The organism is Thiothrix unzii, from assembly GCF_017901175.1.
GTDB lineage: Bacteria > Pseudomonadota > Gammaproteobacteria > Thiotrichales > Thiotrichaceae > Thiothrix > Thiothrix unzii.
This window is the reverse complement of the sequence record NZ_CP072793.1, coordinates 595,913-613,495: the sequence shown is the minus strand read 5'-3', so window position 1 is coordinate 613,495 and position 17,583 is coordinate 595,913. Positions and strand designations below refer to the sequence as shown.

Annotated in this window: 18 protein-coding genes; 16 read left to right on the top strand and 2 right to left on the bottom strand. The window is 45.1% G+C overall.

The features are described 5' to 3' along the window. The first annotated feature begins 60 nt into the window (after positions 1–60). The 3 genes from J9260_RS03310 to J9260_RS03300 are packed head-to-tail and all read left to right on the top strand — an operon-like array spanning position 61 to position 3,174. Positions 61–1,335 carry a hypothetical protein gene (locus J9260_RS03310; RefSeq protein WP_210219636.1) on the top strand — a complete coding sequence of 425 codons (1,275 nt, stop codon included), beginning with the start codon at positions 61–63 and terminating at the stop codon, positions 1,333–1,335. Then, a complete protein-coding gene (locus tag J9260_RS03305; protein ID WP_210219635.1) occupies positions 1,316–2,218 on the top strand; it encodes a tetratricopeptide repeat protein in 903 nt (300 codons plus the stop codon). Before J9260_RS03310 ends, J9260_RS03305 begins: the two co-directional genes overlap by 20 nt. Next, positions 2,215–3,174 (top strand): porin family protein, encoded by a 960-nt coding sequence (locus tag J9260_RS03300; RefSeq protein WP_210219634.1) that lies wholly within the window; start codon positions 2,215–2,217, stop codon positions 3,172–3,174. The genes J9260_RS03305 and J9260_RS03300 overlap by 4 nt, the downstream gene beginning before the upstream one ends. A 55-nt stretch (positions 3,175–3,229) precedes the next feature. On the opposite strand, the gene J9260_RS03295 is transcribed toward J9260_RS03300, so the two are convergent. Then, positions 3,230–4,876 carry a YdgA family protein gene (locus tag J9260_RS03295; RefSeq protein WP_210219633.1) on the bottom strand — a complete coding sequence of 549 codons (1,647 nt, stop codon included), beginning with the start codon at positions 4,874–4,876 and terminating at the stop codon, positions 3,230–3,232. Positions 4,877–4,967: 91 nt separating this feature from the next. Beyond that, complete coding sequence (gene murJ / locus J9260_RS03290) at positions 4,968–6,524, bottom strand: murein biosynthesis integral membrane protein MurJ (RefSeq protein ID WP_210219632.1); 1,557 nt, start codon at positions 6,522–6,524, stop codon at positions 4,968–4,970. A gap of 177 nt (positions 6,525–6,701) precedes the next feature. On the opposite strand from murJ, the gene J9260_RS03285 reads away from it, so the two are divergent. From J9260_RS03285 to J9260_RS03225, 13 genes are all read left to right on the top strand, one after another. Beyond that, positions 6,702–6,971, top strand: a complete 270-nt coding sequence (locus J9260_RS03285) for an EF-hand domain-containing protein (protein WP_210219631.1) — start codon at positions 6,702–6,704, stop codon at positions 6,969–6,971. A gap of 94 nt (positions 6,972–7,065) precedes the next feature. Beyond that, entirely contained in the window at positions 7,066–7,410 is a 345-nt protein-coding gene (gene grxD, locus J9260_RS03280; RefSeq protein ID WP_210219630.1) for a Grx4 family monothiol glutaredoxin, read from the top strand. 2 nt (positions 7,411–7,412) lie between these two features. Next, positions 7,413–9,257, top strand: coding sequence for a 3-hydroxyacyl-CoA dehydrogenase NAD-binding domain-containing protein (locus tag J9260_RS03275; RefSeq protein ID WP_210219629.1), 1,845 nt, complete (start codon positions 7,413–7,415; stop codon positions 9,255–9,257). Positions 9,258–9,326: 69 nt separating this feature from the next. Then, the gene (locus J9260_RS03270) at positions 9,327–10,235 is read left to right on the top strand and encodes a hydrogen peroxide-inducible genes activator (protein ID WP_210219628.1); all 909 of its coding nucleotides are present in this window, start codon (positions 9,327–9,329) and stop codon (positions 10,233–10,235) included. A 113-nt stretch (positions 10,236–10,348) separates the two neighbouring features. Continuing rightward, positions 10,349–11,002, top strand: coding sequence for a response regulator (locus J9260_RS03265; RefSeq protein ID WP_210219627.1), 654 nt, complete (start codon positions 10,349–10,351; stop codon positions 11,000–11,002). Then, positions 11,002–12,312, top strand: a complete 1,311-nt coding sequence (locus tag J9260_RS03260) for an ATP-binding protein (RefSeq protein WP_210219626.1) — start codon at positions 11,002–11,004, stop codon at positions 12,310–12,312. Before J9260_RS03265 ends, J9260_RS03260 begins: the two co-directional genes overlap by 1 nt. A 134-nt stretch (positions 12,313–12,446) precedes the next feature. Continuing rightward, positions 12,447–13,529 carry a hypothetical protein gene (locus J9260_RS03255; protein ID WP_210219625.1) on the top strand — a complete coding sequence of 361 codons (1,083 nt, stop codon included), beginning with the start codon at positions 12,447–12,449 and terminating at the stop codon, positions 13,527–13,529. Then, positions 13,510–14,667: a hypothetical protein gene (locus J9260_RS03250; RefSeq protein WP_210219624.1), complete on the top strand. Its 1,158-nt coding sequence runs from the start codon at positions 13,510–13,512 to the stop codon at positions 14,665–14,667. Before J9260_RS03255 ends, J9260_RS03250 begins: the two co-directional genes overlap by 20 nt. Next, positions 14,664–14,888, top strand: coding sequence for a hypothetical protein (locus tag J9260_RS03245; protein ID WP_210219623.1), 225 nt, complete (start codon positions 14,664–14,666; stop codon positions 14,886–14,888). The genes J9260_RS03250 and J9260_RS03245 overlap by 4 nt, the downstream gene beginning before the upstream one ends. Beyond that, positions 14,860–16,257, top strand: coding sequence for a pre-toxin TG domain-containing protein (locus tag J9260_RS18840; RefSeq protein ID WP_343231192.1), 1,398 nt, complete (start codon positions 14,860–14,862; stop codon positions 16,255–16,257). The genes J9260_RS03245 and J9260_RS18840 overlap by 29 nt, the downstream gene beginning before the upstream one ends. A gap of 210 nt (positions 16,258–16,467) precedes the next feature. Further along, on the top strand, positions 16,468–16,617 hold the full coding sequence (locus tag J9260_RS03235) for a hypothetical protein (RefSeq protein ID WP_210219621.1): 150 nt from the start codon (positions 16,468–16,470) through the stop codon (positions 16,615–16,617). A 19-nt stretch (positions 16,618–16,636) separates the two neighbouring features. Further along, on the top strand, positions 16,637–16,921 hold the full coding sequence (locus J9260_RS03230; RefSeq protein ID WP_210219620.1) for a hypothetical protein: 285 nt from the start codon (positions 16,637–16,639) through the stop codon (positions 16,919–16,921). Continuing rightward, entirely contained in the window at positions 16,908–17,477 is a 570-nt protein-coding gene (locus J9260_RS03225; RefSeq protein ID WP_210219619.1) for a hypothetical protein, read from the top strand. Before J9260_RS03230 ends, J9260_RS03225 begins: the two co-directional genes overlap by 14 nt. Positions 17,478–17,583 lie beyond the last annotated feature (106 nt).

Below are 17,583 nucleotides of genomic sequence, written 5' to 3'. Positions count from 1 at the left end.
CATAAAATAACCATCGCGTTATTTTTCAATCTACTCCCGCTATTAGGCTGGATGCTAGGAATGCCGGATCCGTTCTTTTTAGAAAGTGCATTTCCTTGGTTAATTATTCCGGGCATATTAACCGCGCTCAGTTTTGGCTCACGTTATGGTGTATATAGCTGTTTATTATTAGCCGTGCTTTCACGCATTTATTTAAATGTGATGGAACTGCCTAACGAACAAAGTTGGTTAGAATTATGGGCAGGTGGCTTATTATTAACTGTTGCCACAGGTGAACTCTCTGGACGCTGGCGTAATGCCTATTTAGCCGCAAAACAAGAAACGGATCGTCTCACCAATACTGCCAATCATACTGCCCAGCAATTGCATTTACTGCAAGTTTCCCATTCGCAACTGGAAGTTGAAGCCTTGGGAGCCAACCAATCATTGTGGAAATCCCTCAAATTATTGGAAGAAAGCGTTACCAACCAAGCTCCACACCTGCGACTGCCTGCTTTGGCGAAAAAAATGATCGAGATTTTAGCCACTTACGACTGGCTGGAAGTTGCCGCCTTTTACGCAGTGAATGACAACGGCACGCCCTACCCACAACCGTTAGCACAAGTCGGCACGATGCAAGCACTCAATGTACACGACGAATTGCTGCAACAAGCCTTAAAGACCCAACGCCCTGTCAGCATTAAGCGTGATTCCACACTCGCAGTCGATTACCAAAGCCTAGGCACATCATTGTTGGCGGTGTTTCCGATTAGCAATCCTGCGGGGAAAACCTGCCTGCTATTGGCGGTACAACAAATTCAGTTTCAAGCCTTTGAACCCAGCAATTTGAATTTACTCGCCACGTTATGCTCGTGGTTAGCCACCTGTTTAGAAGATAATCCTGGGCAATATTCAGCAATTACTTATCCAACGATCAATGCAGAAAACTTAACGCATTGGCATCGCACCGAAACTGAAGTGCACGTTGCCCTGTGTTTAGTTGCCTGCCACCACAAATCAACCTTATTGGTGGGGTTAGACATTGAAGCCTCCCCGTTAAAAGACCAATACATTCGCTATTTCACCAGCAACATCCGGGGTAGCAACCATCATTGGAAACTAGAACGTGATAATAATACCGTGATGATTTTACTATTGCCTATGCTCAATGGTGAATCATTCTGTATTTTAAAATACAAACTGGAAAACGACTTCCACTCCCATTTTAATAAAAGCTTTGCGCAGGCGGGGGTTGTGTTTCACCACCAATATTTTTACCGCTATCAACACCGCCAAGAATTAACTGGCTATTTAGACACCTTGAGGCAACCACGTTATGCATTGGCTGTTGCTTAGTTTTGCCCTAATTGATGCCTTGTGTTTAATCGCAGGGCTGCAAACACACCGACCTTATTTAGCATTATTAGGTTGGTTGGGGCATCTGACATTACTCATGGCAGGTACGTACCATTTAGTGCGCCTAACCCGTGCTAGTCGCCGCACTTATTGGGCGTGGTTATGCCTGTTATTGTTTTTGCCCGTTATTGGCTGGTTACTCGCGTGGGTGTTTTTACAAAACAACACCTGGTTTCGACCGTCTGTCCGTATCTCGCAAGACACCACGCGGGCGGATAGTTACATTGAGTTAACCGCGAACCCCAGTACATCGTTTTCACCCGACAGACTCAGCCAACGTTTGAGTGCTTTGACGACCGACGATTATCTGGATTTACTCGGCACAACCCAACATTTACCCAATAAACCTGCCAAAGCTTTGTTGGATGACGCGCTCCACAGCTCAACCGAAAGTGCACGGTTGCTGGCGCAAGCTCTGTCATCCAAGCAGGAACAACGACAAATGCAGCAACTAAAAACGCTCACCGAGCAATTGAAAAATCAGCAAATGCGTAACCCGAACTTACACCTCGCGCTGGCGCAATTGCATTGGCAAATTTTTGAGTCGCGCCGCCTCGATAGCTTTCAACAAACCGAAACCCTGCAAAAGGTACGCCTGCACGCGAACTTTGCAGCGCAACTCAATCCCAATTTAGCGCAAGCCCACTGGCTAACCGCACAGGTGAATTTACACCAACACCACTATCAAGCCGCCGAACACGCTCTTAAACGCGCGGCGAATGCGGGTATTCACCTCAATCGTATCAAACCGTATTTGCAAGCTATTCGCTTTCAACAGAATCGTCCAACAAACAGACTTCCCAGCCTTAAGGAATCCGCATGAAAACAACGTTATACACCGTCCCTGCTAGTCTATTACTACTGGGTATCAGCCACGATGTCTTGGCTAATGCGGATAGTTGGGAAGAAATTGCCGGTGACTTTGATCATTACAGCAACACCAATCCTTACCAGCGCAATACCGTTAAAATGACCTATCAACGGCAAGCCACTAGTACCACGCAATACGCGGTTAGCGGTGCATCTCACCGGATACACCACAAAAACGCACGTTACAGTGGGCAAGAAGTCAACGGTAAAATCCGCCATCAAATATCCCCGCAAGTCACCCTTGAAGGGCAACTCGGCGCGGTCAAACTCAATAAACCACAAGGCCGATCAGAAACCATTCCAACCCACAAAGTGCGGGCAGAATGGCAGGCACGTCATAACGTCAGTTTTGCTTTGCAACACCAAGGCGATGCCCTGTTTCGTGAAGAAATTGCAGTAGACAGTGGCAATAAAGTAATTCGTACCCAAGCCACCTCGGTAGAAGCATTTGCACGCCCCACCAAACGCACCAATGTTTCTGGGCGTTTACAACACAAACGTTACAGCGATGGCAATCACAGCCGCGATGCGTATGTCAGTGGTTTTTACGGCGTGACTCCGGCACAAGACCCGCGTTTGTGGGCGGGTGTAGAAGCTTGGCACTTAGACCACGACCGTACCGAAGCCGCTTATTGGTCGCCGAAAAATTACCGTTATGCTGGTGTGAAAGTGTACGGCGACACGCCGATCTCAAAGAACGTCAGCCTCACCGGCAGTCTCAGTAAAGGGCGCAGCAAAGAAGCAGGTAGTAATGGCAGTATTTCAGCATTTTCTGCCACCGTCGGGGCAAAATTCAAAGTAAATAGCAATGCTGATATTCGTTTGGAAGCACGCCACGGCGATTCTTACCGCAGTGGTGATCGTTGGGAAGGCAACGGTGTTATGCTGAGTTTCAACCACCGTTTTTAAAATCCATCATCACTTCCCCGCTGGCATCACACCAACGGGGGAGTAACTAACACGCTTATTTCTTAGCGTCAGCAGCAGGCTCTTCAGCCGCTTTCATGCTTTGTTCCATTTGCTGTAACTGCTTGAACATTTCCAACGCTTCTGGTGGTACATCGTCACTTTCTTCCAGTGCCTGCATCACTTCAGGAGTCATACCTTCTTTCTGGATACGTTCCATCAAATCAGCCGGAATACCCAAATCAGCCGCTGAACCATCTGCATCCGGTGTAGCACCCATGCCCGCCGCACCCGCGCCCGCATCCGGTGCAAGCAAATGCAGGAAATCGGCAAAGGTCATTTGCTGCCCGTTTAAGGTCACGTTTTCACCTGCCAGCGTCACATCGCTTTTCACTTTTTCGCCTTCAATTTTCAGCAAGCCCTGTTGTGAAAGCGGCATCAGCAGCATCTCTGTACCTTCAGGTAACATCGCTTTATCAGCATCTAACAGCACTTTACCTTGCATCATTTTCGCCCAATCGTTTGGCCCGAAAGCGACTAAATCCGTCATGCTAGGCGCACCTTGACCGGTATAGGTCAAATCGACATCAGCGTTCAGCTTACCCTTAGGACTTTCAGCGGTGAGGACATTATGCAAACGGCTTTTGCCCGTTTTCAGCACTTTGCTAAACACTAAGCCAATCATTTGCTCACTGTTTTTACTGACTTTCTCCATCAGCTCTTGCTGCTTTTTCTGACCTTCTGGGGTTTCCATTGCTTCAGCATTCCAGTCAGTTTGGCTCAGCGTATTTTGCATCTCAGCTTGCAACTGGCTAACTTCCTTCAAACCGTCAACATTCAGCCCCGCAAACTCCAACTGGTAGTTCACCTTAGTGACTGTATCTTTAACACCTTTGATATTGTTCACGCTGAAATTCATCGAGCCTAAGGCTTCATTGTTTTGCACATCGCTGTTGGTTTTCACCGCCAGATCAAACAAAACCGGCTCAGTTGTGCCTTCCGCAAGGATCGACACCTGCGGAGCCTGCATATCAAAACTGCCCAACACCTGCCCTGCCACCATACCTGTCATGGTTCCGGTCACATCCATGCTAGGAATCTGCATATGCGTGGTGGCATCTTTCAACTCAAATTTGCCCATGTGCACATCAACGTCACCCGCCATATCCGCGCCGTAATCGCCTGAAAACTGCACGCCATCCAAGCTCACATTCGTGCCTTCTTCAGCAAATTTCAGCGGATTCACCGTGAAATTAAAGCTGGTGTCGCCCCCGAAACCAATCACGGTATGACCATCCAGTGGAGCTTTACCCGTAAATAAAGTATTCAGTGCCTGACGTTTTTCAGCATCCAAAGCTTCCATATCGACCTGCGTATGGATGCGCGATGAACCAAACTGCACCGCGCTGCCACCGCCTAAAAAGATCGGGCCATTTTGAATATCATTAATAAATTGGACTTCACCAATGGCTTCGTTAAACGGCGGCATATCAAACTTTAATTTGGTAATAGCCTTGCCACCCAGTAACGATTTTTCATAACTGACCAACTCTTGCACCACACCACGCCCTGCGGCCTGTTGATTTTGTTGATCAATAAATTGGCGAACTGTTGTTTCGGTCTGCTGACCCACAAACCAGCTTGTACCGCCCCAAGCGACGACCAAAGCCACCGGGATAGACAACAGTGTTGCGATTTTTTTCATTGGAGAAACTCCTGATTGTTTCGTATCAAATAATCTGTTTTTGTAAAAATATAGCGGATCACACCGCCTAATCTTAGCAAATGTAAAGCCTTTAACGTCCTAACATCTGCTTTAACGGCATACCTAGCAGACGTAACGTAGCAAAATAGCTTACCAACGCCAGCACGATTAAACCGACTAACCATGTGACTCGTTGCCACACAACCGCGTTCTGCCACCAGCCATCCGCTGGCATCGCTGCAAATAACAAGCCGCCCATCACCAAACAGGCCGCAGCAATTCTCAATAAATAGCCACTCCAGCCACGATCAGGGTCAAAAATTTGCTGCTGGCGCAAGGTCATAAACAACATACCTGCGTTTAAATACGCCGCCAATGCCGTTGCCAACGCCAGACCCGCGTGCGCTCCGGGTGTGCCGCTTAAATGCCAAGGCAACACAATCAATACGTTCAACCCCATATTGGCAAACATCGAATAAATACCAATACGTACCGGCGTTTTGGTATCTTGGCGCGAATAAAACCCCGGTGCTAATACCTTCACCAAAATAAAAGCGGTTAATCCAAACGCATAAGTCATTAAACTCAACGCCGACATTTCCACGTCCTGCCAACCGAATTTACCGTACATCATTACCGTAGCTAAAATTGGCTCAGCTAACAACATCAAACCCAAGGTCGCGGGTAATGAAATCAACACCGCCAAGCGTAACGCCCAATCCATCGTGTGCCGAAACTCGCCCGCATCCGCTTTCGCATGGTCGCTAGACAATTTCGGTAAAATCACCGTGCCTAACGCCACCCCGAAAATCGCCAGTGGTAATTCCACAAAACGATCCGAATAATACAGCCACGAAATACTGCCCACCGCCAAAAACGACGCAATCACGGTATTAATCAGCAAATTAATCTGCGCCACCGATGACCCAAACAACGCCGGAATCATCAACCGCAAAATCCGGCCAACACCCTCATGCACTCGCTTAAACCGAAAACGCGGCACTAAGCCCAAACGCGCCAAGGTTGGTAATTGAAACACCAATTGCGCAATTCCCGCAAAAAACACCCCCCACGCCAACGCCAGTACAGGCTCATCGAAGTATGGCGCACCCCAGATTGCCGCCGCGATCATCACCACATTCAACAACGTTGGGGTAAAGGCCGGAATCGCAAATTTATGGAAAGTATTCAAAATGCCGCTGACAAACGCCGTCAACGAAATGAACAAAATGTACGGGAACGTAATCCGCAGCATCTCCGCCGCCAAGTCGGGACGGGCATTCGGCTTACTATCAAAACCGGGCGCAAATACCCAAATTAATACCGGCGCAGCAATAATCCCCAGCACCGTAATCACCAGCAATACCGCACCCAGCGCACCCGACACGTGGTCAATCAGATCACGCAAACTCTCACGGTCACGCTTTTCCTTGTACTCCGACAACACCGGCACAAAGGCCAACGAAAACGCGCCTTCCGCAAACAAGCGACGCAACAAATTAGGAATTTTAAACGCGACGAAAAACGCATCGGTTGCCCCGTCTACCGGGAAATAACGCGCCACAATCATATCGCGCAACAATCCCAACACACGGGAAATCATGGTCATGGCACTGATCACAGCACCGGAACGCAAAAGACGGCTCATCTTGTTGTATTTATCCTATTGTTGGGTTAGCACGAAAACAGGCGATGATTCTGCATCAATCACGTGCAAAGATCATTCAGATTATGTGAATTTTTTCCTGATACACTGTCAACATTCATGTAAACAATGCGTTGATAAACCTGACGAATAGCAACAACCACAAAACAGGGGATTCTCATGCACCGTATTCGCATCGGCGCGACTGCCGCATTACTGGGCAGTTTACTTACCACCAACAACAGCTATGCCGACTCCACCAGCGTCAACGATTTCGCACAACTCGACAGCAATGCTGACGGCAAAATCGCATGGCACGAATACGCTGCCCGTCGTCCGGTCTCCGGGCGCATTCACCCACGCCGTATTTTCGACAATGTGGATAAAAATCTCGATGGTTTTATTGACCGCCAAGAATACCTCGCCATGAAATCACGCGCCTCGCACTAAACAAACAGTATCCGTATGGAATCTGGCGTTTATTTATTTCCCCAGACAGGTAGAATGTAATCCATTCACCTACTGTTGGAACTAAGGAATACACATGAGCGCACTGGAACGTATTGATCAAGCTGTTAAAAGCAACCCCGTGGTTATTTTCATGAAAGGCACGCCCAAAATGCCTCAGTGCGGTTTTTCCAGCCGTGCTTCGCAAGCATTGATGGCTTGTGGGGAAGAATTCGCCTACGTTAACGTCTTAGCAGACCCGGAAATTTTCCAAGACCTGCCACAGTACGCTAACTGGCCAACATTCCCACAAGTATACATTAACGGCGAATTGATCGGTGGCTGCGATATTACCCTCGAAATGTATCAAAAGGGCGAATTGCAGCAAATGGTTAAAGCCGCAATGCAAAGCAACGCCGCCCCTGAAGGTGACGCGGCATAAACATGCCCACCAGCTACCGCCACTTGCACCTCGCGACCGACAGCCATCAAGTGCTGTGGGTCACGCTGGAAGTGCAAGGGGAGGTCAGCAATTTACTCACCAGCGACGTACTTGACGAACTGCAACACGTCGCTAATGTTGCACGCGCCCAACGACCGCGCGGCCTGATTCTCAGCTCTGGTAAACCCAGCGGCTTTATTGCAGGCATCGACCTCAAACGTTTCAGCGAATTTAATACCAGTGCCCCCGCTCTCGCTTTTAGTACGCAAGGGCAGCGTGTTTGCCAGCTATTCGCCGATTTACCATTTCCCACGCTGGCTTTGATTGACGGTTTTTGCGTCGGCGGCGGCTTGGAATTAGCACTGGCATTGAAATACCGGGTAGTCAGTAATCGCCCCGCCACCCGCCTAGGCTTGCCCGAAGTCAAACTGGGCATTCACCCCGGTTTCGGTGGCAGTGTGCGCAGTATTGCTACCTTGGGCATTTTCAAAGCCATGAAACTCATGCTCAGTGGGGAATTAATCAGCGCAGCGCAAGCCCGCGCAATAGGTTTAGTCGATGCTTGTGTTGACCCTGAGCAACTACGTGACACTGCGTTACACACCTTGCTCAAAGCACCACGCTACCGGCGACCACCTTGGTATCTGCGAATACTCAATGTATTTGCTCCGGCACGCCAACTCATTGGCTTAAAACTGCGCCACGATCTTGCCCAACACACCCCGGAAGCACACTACCCCGCACCTTACGCGCTGCTACAACTGTGGGAAACACACGGGGGCAACCGCAACGCCATGTTCGCCGCCGAAGCTGCTTCGGTTGCCGCGCTGGTCACTAGCCCCACCGCACAACAGTTGGTACGGGTTTTCTTCCTGCAAAATCGCTTAAAAGCCTTAGGTAATCCAGCAAACTGTAGCGCACAGCGCGTGCATATCGTCGGTGCAGGCACGATGGGCAAGGATATTGCCGCATGGTGTACACAACGCGGCTTACAGGTCAGTGTGCAAGACCATACCGCTGACACGCACGATGCAAACATTGCCACCGCCGATGTCATTATCGAAGCCATTAGCGAAAATCGGGCAGCTAAACAACAACTGTTTATCGCCCTGGAACGTCAGGCAAAACCTGATGCACTGCTGTTAAGCAATACTGCCAGCATTCCCATCGAAGACATTGCCAGCGGCTTGCGTGAACCGCAGCGGTTACTCGGACTGCATTTTTGTAGCCCGTTGTTCAACATGCCTCTGGTGGAAATTGCCTACGATGCACACGCTTACGACCATAGCTTACTGTTGCGGGTACTGGCGTTCGCACGTCGCCTCGATAAACTGCCGTTACCGCTGCAAAGTTCCCCCGGTTTTTTGGTGACACGCTTGCTCATGCCCTATTTGCTGGAAGGCATTCGCCTACAACAGCAAGGCATTCCAGCCGCCATTATTGACCAAGCAGCACGGGATTTCGGAATGCAATTGGGGCCGTTAGAATTCGCTGACACCATCGGTTTAGACGTGTGCCAACACATTGGCGATACGCTGGCAAGAAAGAGTCAACTGGATGTGCCGCTAACCCTTTACCACAAAGTCAAAGCCGGTAAGTTAGGTAAAAAAAGTGGCGAAGGTTTTTACCGCTACCGCAATGGCAAAATCTTGCAAACCGAACGCGCTACGTGGAACGGCAATCTCGCGTTATTACAAAGCAAATTACTCGCCCCCTTGCGACAAGAAGCCCGTGAATGTCTCGCACAAAAAATAGTCGAAGATGCCGATTTATTGGATGCAGCGATGATTTTTGGCGCAGGCTTTCCGGCATTTCGGGGCAGTATCCTGCACGATCCGCAAGTTTAATTACGTACATGCAAAAAATAGAATATTATCTAAACGGTAAGTCTCAAAACCGATAGCTTCGAGGTTGAAATGAACCTGCCAACCGTTAAACAACTGCGTTATTTCGTCGCCTTAGAAAGCACCGAACACTTTGGCAAAGCTGCCGAGGCGTGTTTCGTTTCCCAGTCTGCGTTCAGCACTGCCATCCGCGAGTTGGAAACCACCCTAGAAGTCCAATTGGTTGATCGCACCAATAAAAATGTCACTGTCACCCACATTGGTCGGCAAATCGCCAGCGAAGCCCGCCGCTGTTTACGTGATATGGAAAATCTGGTGGAACTGGCTCGCAGCAATCAATTGCCGCTAACGGGTGAATTGCGGGTTGGTATTATTCCCACGATTGCACCGTTTTTACTGCCGAAGGTATTGCCACCACTACGCCAAAAATTTCAGCAATTACGCCTGTTTTTGACCGAAGATATTACCCAGCGTGTTCACGAAAAATTGATGAATGGCGAACTGGATTTGATCATCATTGCCCTGCCTTACGCCTTACGCAATGTGGAAGTGCATTCGCTGTTTCAGGATCGTTTTTTACTGGCGTGCCGCGAAGACACCCAACATACCCGCCCGCGCCGTTACATTTTTGACGAACTGAACCCGGAAAGTATTCTGTTACTCGAAGACGGGCATTGCCTGCGTGACCACGCGCTCTCCGCCTGCCACCTGCAAGACATGGATAAAGTCAGCCGCTTTACTGCCAGCAGCTTGCTAACGCTGGTACAAATGGTGGACTCCGATTTGGGCATTTCGTATTTGCCGGAAATGGTGAAGGATTCCACTCTCCTCACCGGAACCAACGTCAAACTGTGGCCGTTACCTGATGCTAACTACCGCGAAATCGGTTTGGCATGGCGGCGCGGTAGTGCCCGCGAAGCTGAATTTGTGCAGCTAGGTAAGTTTATTCGCAGCGTGTGGGAAGGCGTTAGTAGCCAGTAACGCCTGCAATCCATGCTTCATGATTTGAGTAAGATCGTAATTTAGACGAATATTCTATACTCTTCGTTTATAGTATGGATAAATGGCATAGCGAGGAGAACCCCACCATGTGTATGCGAATACTGATTGTCGACGACCACCCCTTATTTCGTGAAATCATCAAACAACAGACGGAGGAAAGTTACCCCGATGCTTGTGTTTTGGAGGCTGCCACCGTACAGGAAGCCGCATTAGTATTAGCGGAGTATTCGGGATTTAAATTGATTTTATTGGATATTTCCCTGCCGGGAACAGATGGCATTGCGGGCTTGCCGCTGATTCGCAGTCAAGCACCCGATGCAAAAATTGCCATCTTATCTGGCAGTGGTGATACTGCATTAGCACATACCGCACTAGCACAGGGCGCAAACGGCTACATCTCGAAAGCAACGGGCGGACGGGAATTAAGGAATGCTTTACGCCTGATATTGCAAGGGGAACACTACATATCACCCTGTATTTTAGGAATGCAACCGACACCTGAACCCACTGTAACGCAGCCAAATCCAACCAACGTAGGCTCTACGGTCGATGAATTTGGCATGACCCCGCGCCAACTGGCAGTTTGCCGTTTACTGATGGCGGGTTTACCCAACAAGTCGATTGCCCGCCAATTGGACTGTGCGGAAGGCACGATACGGTTACACGTCAGCGCGGTGTTACGGGCGTTGAATGCACGTAACCGCACCGATGCCGTGCGAACAGCCATCGGTTTGGGAATTGCTTAATGCCAAAATCCACTCATACAAATACCCCAGATTTCCTAGCTGATGAAGTACAGCAACGGCTAGAAGAGCGTTACAAACTGCTGTTTACCCGCGTCGTTGTCCCTGTTTTGGCATTTGCCGCTGTTTTTCTAGTGGCGGGTCATTGGAACAACGATAGCAAAATGCTATGGCAGGGGTTGGTCGCGGCTATCGTTTTGACTTTATTGAATATTGCACTGTCTTTACTACAATCGATTCCAACCCGTTGGGGTGAGATGCGTATCCGTTCCGACACCTTTGATACGTTACGCTGGTGCATCAATTTCCCGTTTGACGTTTTCATCCTCTGGAGTTTAGGTGTACAGCAAGCCGCTGCCACTACGATCTGGCTGCTGCTGACCTTCGCGGCAATGGTGGATGTGCATAAACCACGCAACAAATTGGTGACCATCGCAGCAGCTTTTGCAGGTTTTTGTGCCTTGGTATTTTGGGTTTTCCCGACGGATTGGGGAACAGAGCTTTACCTTGTGTCCTGTTATCTGGGGTTGGTATTCATTCTGTGGAAGCTGGAACGCTATGTCGCACAAGAAATGGCAGCCGTATTCACTGAACGCGGGCAACGCGAACGGGTTGAACGCGAAGCGGAAACCTTGCAACGTGAAGCCGCTATTGGGCATTCCACCCGCGCTATCAACCACGAACTGAACACGCTAATTGGGGTAGCGCGATTAAGTGCTGAACGCATCCGTGAACGGCAAACCAACGATACCGCCGAGAAGGATCTGCAACGGCTGGAACGTGCGCTGAGTTACATGGCGAAAGTCTCGGCATTGGTGCTTGACGATCTGGGTAGCCAACACGCCACCAAACGCCTGTTATCGCTGGCGGAATTGCAGGATGATTTGCGGTTATTGTTGTGCAATGGCGTGACCCACTGCCACGCACGGCTGGAATTTGATTTTCCACCTAATGCCGCTGACTACCGATTTGAAGAACGCACGGGTTCGACCTATCTCATTTTGCATGATCTCGCCAAAAACGCCTATGAAGCAGTGCAGGAAAAGTTTGGTGAGCAACCGGGCGGGATTATCCGTATCAGTGCGGCGGTTGAGGGCGAAAAGCTAGTGCTGTCGGTGTATGACAACGGCGTGGGCATGACGGCACAGCAGGTCGAGGATATACGGCAGCAGGTGGCAACGAGTTCTAAGGTTAGCGGGCATGGGTTGGGGTTACAGTTTGTGTGGCGGGAGTGCTCATTAAATAATTTTTCATTATTGATGACTGCAAGATCTAATGTAAATAGCAATTTCAGCATCATTATAGCTACGTAATGCATAAAGAGTCACAACATCATATAATAAACCTCGTAGGTAAGACTACTTATAGTGGTTCATTGCTCATTAGCCTAGAATGACTCACGATGAATTAGGACTAACTGACTCGTTTATTAAAAGAGAAGAAGCTTATGCATTGGTTACGCAGATCGGCATTGACAATATTTTTTGCCTTATTTTTCATATGCGTCATACCTTGCGCCCAAGCAGATGAAAATCAATCTTTCTCGCCACTAACACGAAAAAGTGGAGACAAGATTTTTTGTGGTGTGAAAAATTACAATCTAAAAAGACATCAGAATTGTGGGGTTGAATCTTGGAAATCTCAACGAACTGCAAACTGTGGTATAGAGGCATACCGATTAAAACCACACATAAACTGTCCCGGCTCGATAGCTTATGACCAATATTATAATACTGATAGTGGAAGTTGTCGCGATAGTGCTGATGCAGAGTCAACTTGCAGAGAAGGTTATAGGATGACAAAGCACACTAAGACAACAGGAGAGTGTCAGAGATTTTTAGGGGGATCGCGGGGGATGGATGCTCATGTGCATGAGTATGAAATGCTCATTTATGAAAGTTATCAATGCACTAGAAATGAAAACTTGAAGGCTTGTCGTGGAAGCTTTAATGGTATTGAAAATTACAAAGCCTGTCGCAATGAAAAGCATGGTCCGGAAACTTACAAAGCTTGCAGAAAACCAGAGTTTGGGGTTGAAAGCTACAATACTTGCACTTACTATTTGGAACCACATGAAATAAAATCCTATATTGATACCAATCTTGGTTTGGTAAGTTTCTTTGCTGAATCCATGTTAACTCACGAAGGAAACTTCTATGCTTTTATTAATAATAAATTTGGATTATCCTGCACAATAAAAACATGGAATGCATCACCTTTATTTAAAGATAAAGTACAAGAATTAAAATCTTTATACATGATGGCTTTCGGCGAAGAATATACTGATGAAATTGATTGCACCCAACATTTAGATATTGGCATTGATGCCTACCAATGCCAACAAGAAAGTCGCGATAGAGTATGCAATAGTGTTAAAAGTTATATGTATGCAAAAAAATGGTTGCAAGTAAAGCAAATCGATGCCAATAACCTTACTACAGATATTGCATCCAGAAAAGACCAAAATATAAAAGATACACTCTCCATTTTTCAAAAAGAATTGGCAAAATATGAAACCTTCATCAAATAATACAACGCTGCTGTTGACAAGCGTTTTTTCACTATTATTCCCCGCCATTATTTCTGCAAATGAGATATCCGAAACGGAATTACAAAAGCAACTTGGCTGTATAGTTTCCGTAGAAGATGCATATGACCGACTAGACATTATTATGGAAACATGGTTCACCAATGATGAAAGCAACTTAAATATTAAAAAAAACTTTCATTATATAAATAACTTACACACTGAGTATCTAAAGAAAGTAGGCATCATAAAAGCAAAACCTTTCCCCGATTTTAAAGACGATACTGCAGTTGGTCTTGAATTAGAAAACATTGATAGATCATACCCCGATGAAATGGAACAACAAAATAATTTGTTTATTATTGAAGATCGTTTTTTATCTGGACTTTCTGATATTGAAGGGGGACTGCAAGAAGTTGGAAATGAAATAGAACATGGAAAAAAAAACTGCAACCATTATTTCAACAATGAACTCAATGAGACACAAAAAATCATAACAAGCCTCCAAAAACAAACATCTACAACAAAACAATATATTTCTGAAGCTGCAAAAAAAAGAAAAGACTCCCTGTCCATTATAATAAAAAACAGAAGATTTTCAATAATAGACCACTACAATAAAGAAACAGGGAAAAACTTAAGTAAATTTTCAAATATTCTGAGCGATATTGAAATGGCTTCTATTTTATTCAAAAACATAAATAAATGGTGGATTGAACATAACACCCCTAACATTGCACATGGAACAGTCACACAATACCTTCAATTTAATTCAGCATTAAGAGGGCTAAACTTATATATTGGTACACTTGACAACTTTGAAGAGCAACTAAAGTCACTAAATAACTTACCTGAAAATGTGAAAAACACCATTCTGAAAGATATCTATGCATACAAATTTATAATAATAAAAAACATTGATTATATCAAAAACTTAGGATACAACGGCTTTATTAATCGGCAACGTTTTATCACTGAAAGCCGACTACAACACATTGATGCTTACTCGAAAGAATGTGGAAACCTCATTAAGCAATATATACAACTAAGTGAAGAAAATGAAAACCAAATATCATTTGATAAATATGATATGCTTTATTGGAAGCAGGTCAAAATTTGCGAGGAAATAGAAGAATTATGAAAAATTTGATAATAATTTTACTTTCATTATTCAGTCAATCTGTTTTAGCTGATGGCTCCGCGTTAGCTCCATTATTCACCATAAACTCTAATGGTGATGTAAACTTAGGCCCAAAAAAAGAGCCTCGTGAATTTGACGCTTACAAAGAGAGTTACGTTGAGGTCCATCATATAGAAATGGAGATTACCAGAAATATCAAAGACACCCCCCCCGCAAGGTAACGCAGTCATACAAGAAAAACACATTACTAAAGAATCAGCTGAACGTGCTGTAAATAATTCTCGCTTAGAACGCCCTGATTCAACTTTTCAAAAAAAAGAGAAACAAAACGATTTACATAATGCATATAGAACAAAAGAAAAAAAGACATACTTTGAACGATTTGACTCCCTCAACCAAGCTAAAACAACATTCGACAAAAACCAAGAAAACTTAAGTTCACGAATAAAAGATAAAAACAAAAAACTCACCCAAGAGGGAGATCAATTAATTCAAATAATCAATGAAGTAGCAAAAAAACATAATACCGACGTAAAAAACTTATTACTGTCATCAATTGGCGACATTAATGAAGTCGCGGCATCTCTTAAAAAAAAGTTTAAGACCCCAAAAGAAAGTCAATTTGGCGAAGAGCTTTACAAAACATCCCACTACATTGAAATAGCGGAAAAATATGGTGATGGCAAATATATAAATAAAGCAGAGCTAATTACTCTTGCTGAGAATGCACTAAAACTAGCCGACGAAGCTTTATTAGAGGGTAATACAGATGAAGCAGCCATTTATATAGAGATCAGCAAAGCACTAGCCGATTTAGCTTTAGGCATGACACCTGGCATCGGATGGGCTAAAGATGTTTATGAAGCATCTTTAGGGAAATCGCTAGTTACCGGAAAAGACCTAGATGCTTCAGATCGAGTTTTCGCAACACTTGGTGTTGCAAGTGCAGGGACATTAAGTAAAACCAAAACAATATTAAATGCAATAAAAAAATTAAGTAATGGTGACAAGAGCTTCATAGCTATAGCATTAAACATTCGCAAATTAACCAACGGAATAGTAAGCCCCATTACATTTAGGCATATAGTTTTCGGCAATTTCAAACACACAACTGACACGGGAAAATATATCATAACAGGTGGATTACATACCAAGGCGGGGCTGGATCAATTCTTAAATTTAAATAAAGGCATTGGTCATAATTACAATATAATAGAGGTATTAAATTTCACAAACCCTACAATTCAAACAGGTGCTGATATTTTACAAAAAACATATAACAATGGGGTGATTGCACTTCAATTACCACGAACTGCCTTTAATGCAAAATCATATAATTCAGTAGATGGATTCAAAGGCGTAAAAACATTATGGCCTGACAATTTTAGCATAGAAGATTACGTAAACGCACTCAAGCAGGCTCTTGAATCCGAAACAGGAATAAGCGCGATAGCCCGCTCCAAAAGCACACCTGATTTACCAATAGAAATAAAGGAAGTATATTTAAAAAACTCAAATAAAATTAATTATGTAGTGCGGATAAAAAAAGGTGAACTAGAAACCTTTTATCCCGAATTAAACCAACAATGATTGTTGCGCCAGCGTATACCCATGGCAATTCAAAATTCGGTTTCTCAAAAATTCATACGTAATTGATAAAAAAATACTCATAAAAAATGAAGAAACTGAAAGCTCATTTGCGATGGGTATATTGGTAGGATGTCCTAAGAAAAAACAAAGCTGCTATCTTTAACGCCTTTAACCTAGAATACGCAGATAGCCAACAAAACAGGACATCCCATGACCACCACCCACCAACCTTACCGCTGCGCATGGGTAGACCTCAGCAAGTCCGATTACGACGCCTACCACGCGGTGTTTTTCAAGGTAGTTGTCGCAAAAATCATGCTGCATCCCTCACTTTTTCCCGCAGTGGTTTGTCGGGTTTAAGGGGGCTAGATCACACAACATGAACTTAACATTAGATAAAAAACGAGCAATTCAATTCTGCTATCCAGAAATTGAGCCAAACTGGGAAGAATTACCAGAAGACATTTTGATTGAACTCGTTTTGGACTATGATAATGAGCAATCATGCGCCACATCAGCACTGTATGAACTCAGCAGCAAGAATAATCCAAAAGCAGTTGAGCTTGCAGAGTGGTTATTAACAGAAAAAAATTCTGATGAATGGCTAAAGAAATCAGCCACATCCATTATTGACCGCAGAAAAAATCAACATGAAAATAATTAAACTTTTCCTTTTAGTCATTTTCTCACTGAGCTTATATGCCTGTAACTTATCAACGGATGAAAAATCCGCTGATTTGCAGAAAACCACTAAATACCAAAAAAATGACATTTCATTTTCAATGCCAAGTAATTGGAAAGTAACTGAGGATAATGGAGAAAATAGCGCAAGGTATCTATTTGTTGAGTCTCCCGGCTCTGCCATCATGATTATTAATACTTATGAAAAAGAAACAGCACCATCTCTACAGGAATACATAGAATCACTAACAAGCGAAAGATCCAATGAAAAGTTCTTTTGGGGATTAGGTTCACTATCAAATGGCAGCACTTCAAAAATAAAACGCACCATCAATAATCACGAAGTTAATGCATTCAAAAACGAATATGCGGCTAATATTGCAGGTATAAATGTCCCGCATATTAGTGAATTTTACAGTTTTGACTCAAAAACGCATATTGCTTTTGTATCCAGTCAAACTGCCACGGAAGATTTACCTTTAGTGGCTGATGGTTTTAACCTAATCCTGTCCACTTTTATGTGGCATGAAGATCCCTAATAAAGCCTTTCCGTACAAAGCAGAGCATATCAAAAGAATCCGAGTCGATTGATCGACTGCAAAGCCTAAAGCGGATTCAGTGAAATCAATCGAATTTGCACTCTTT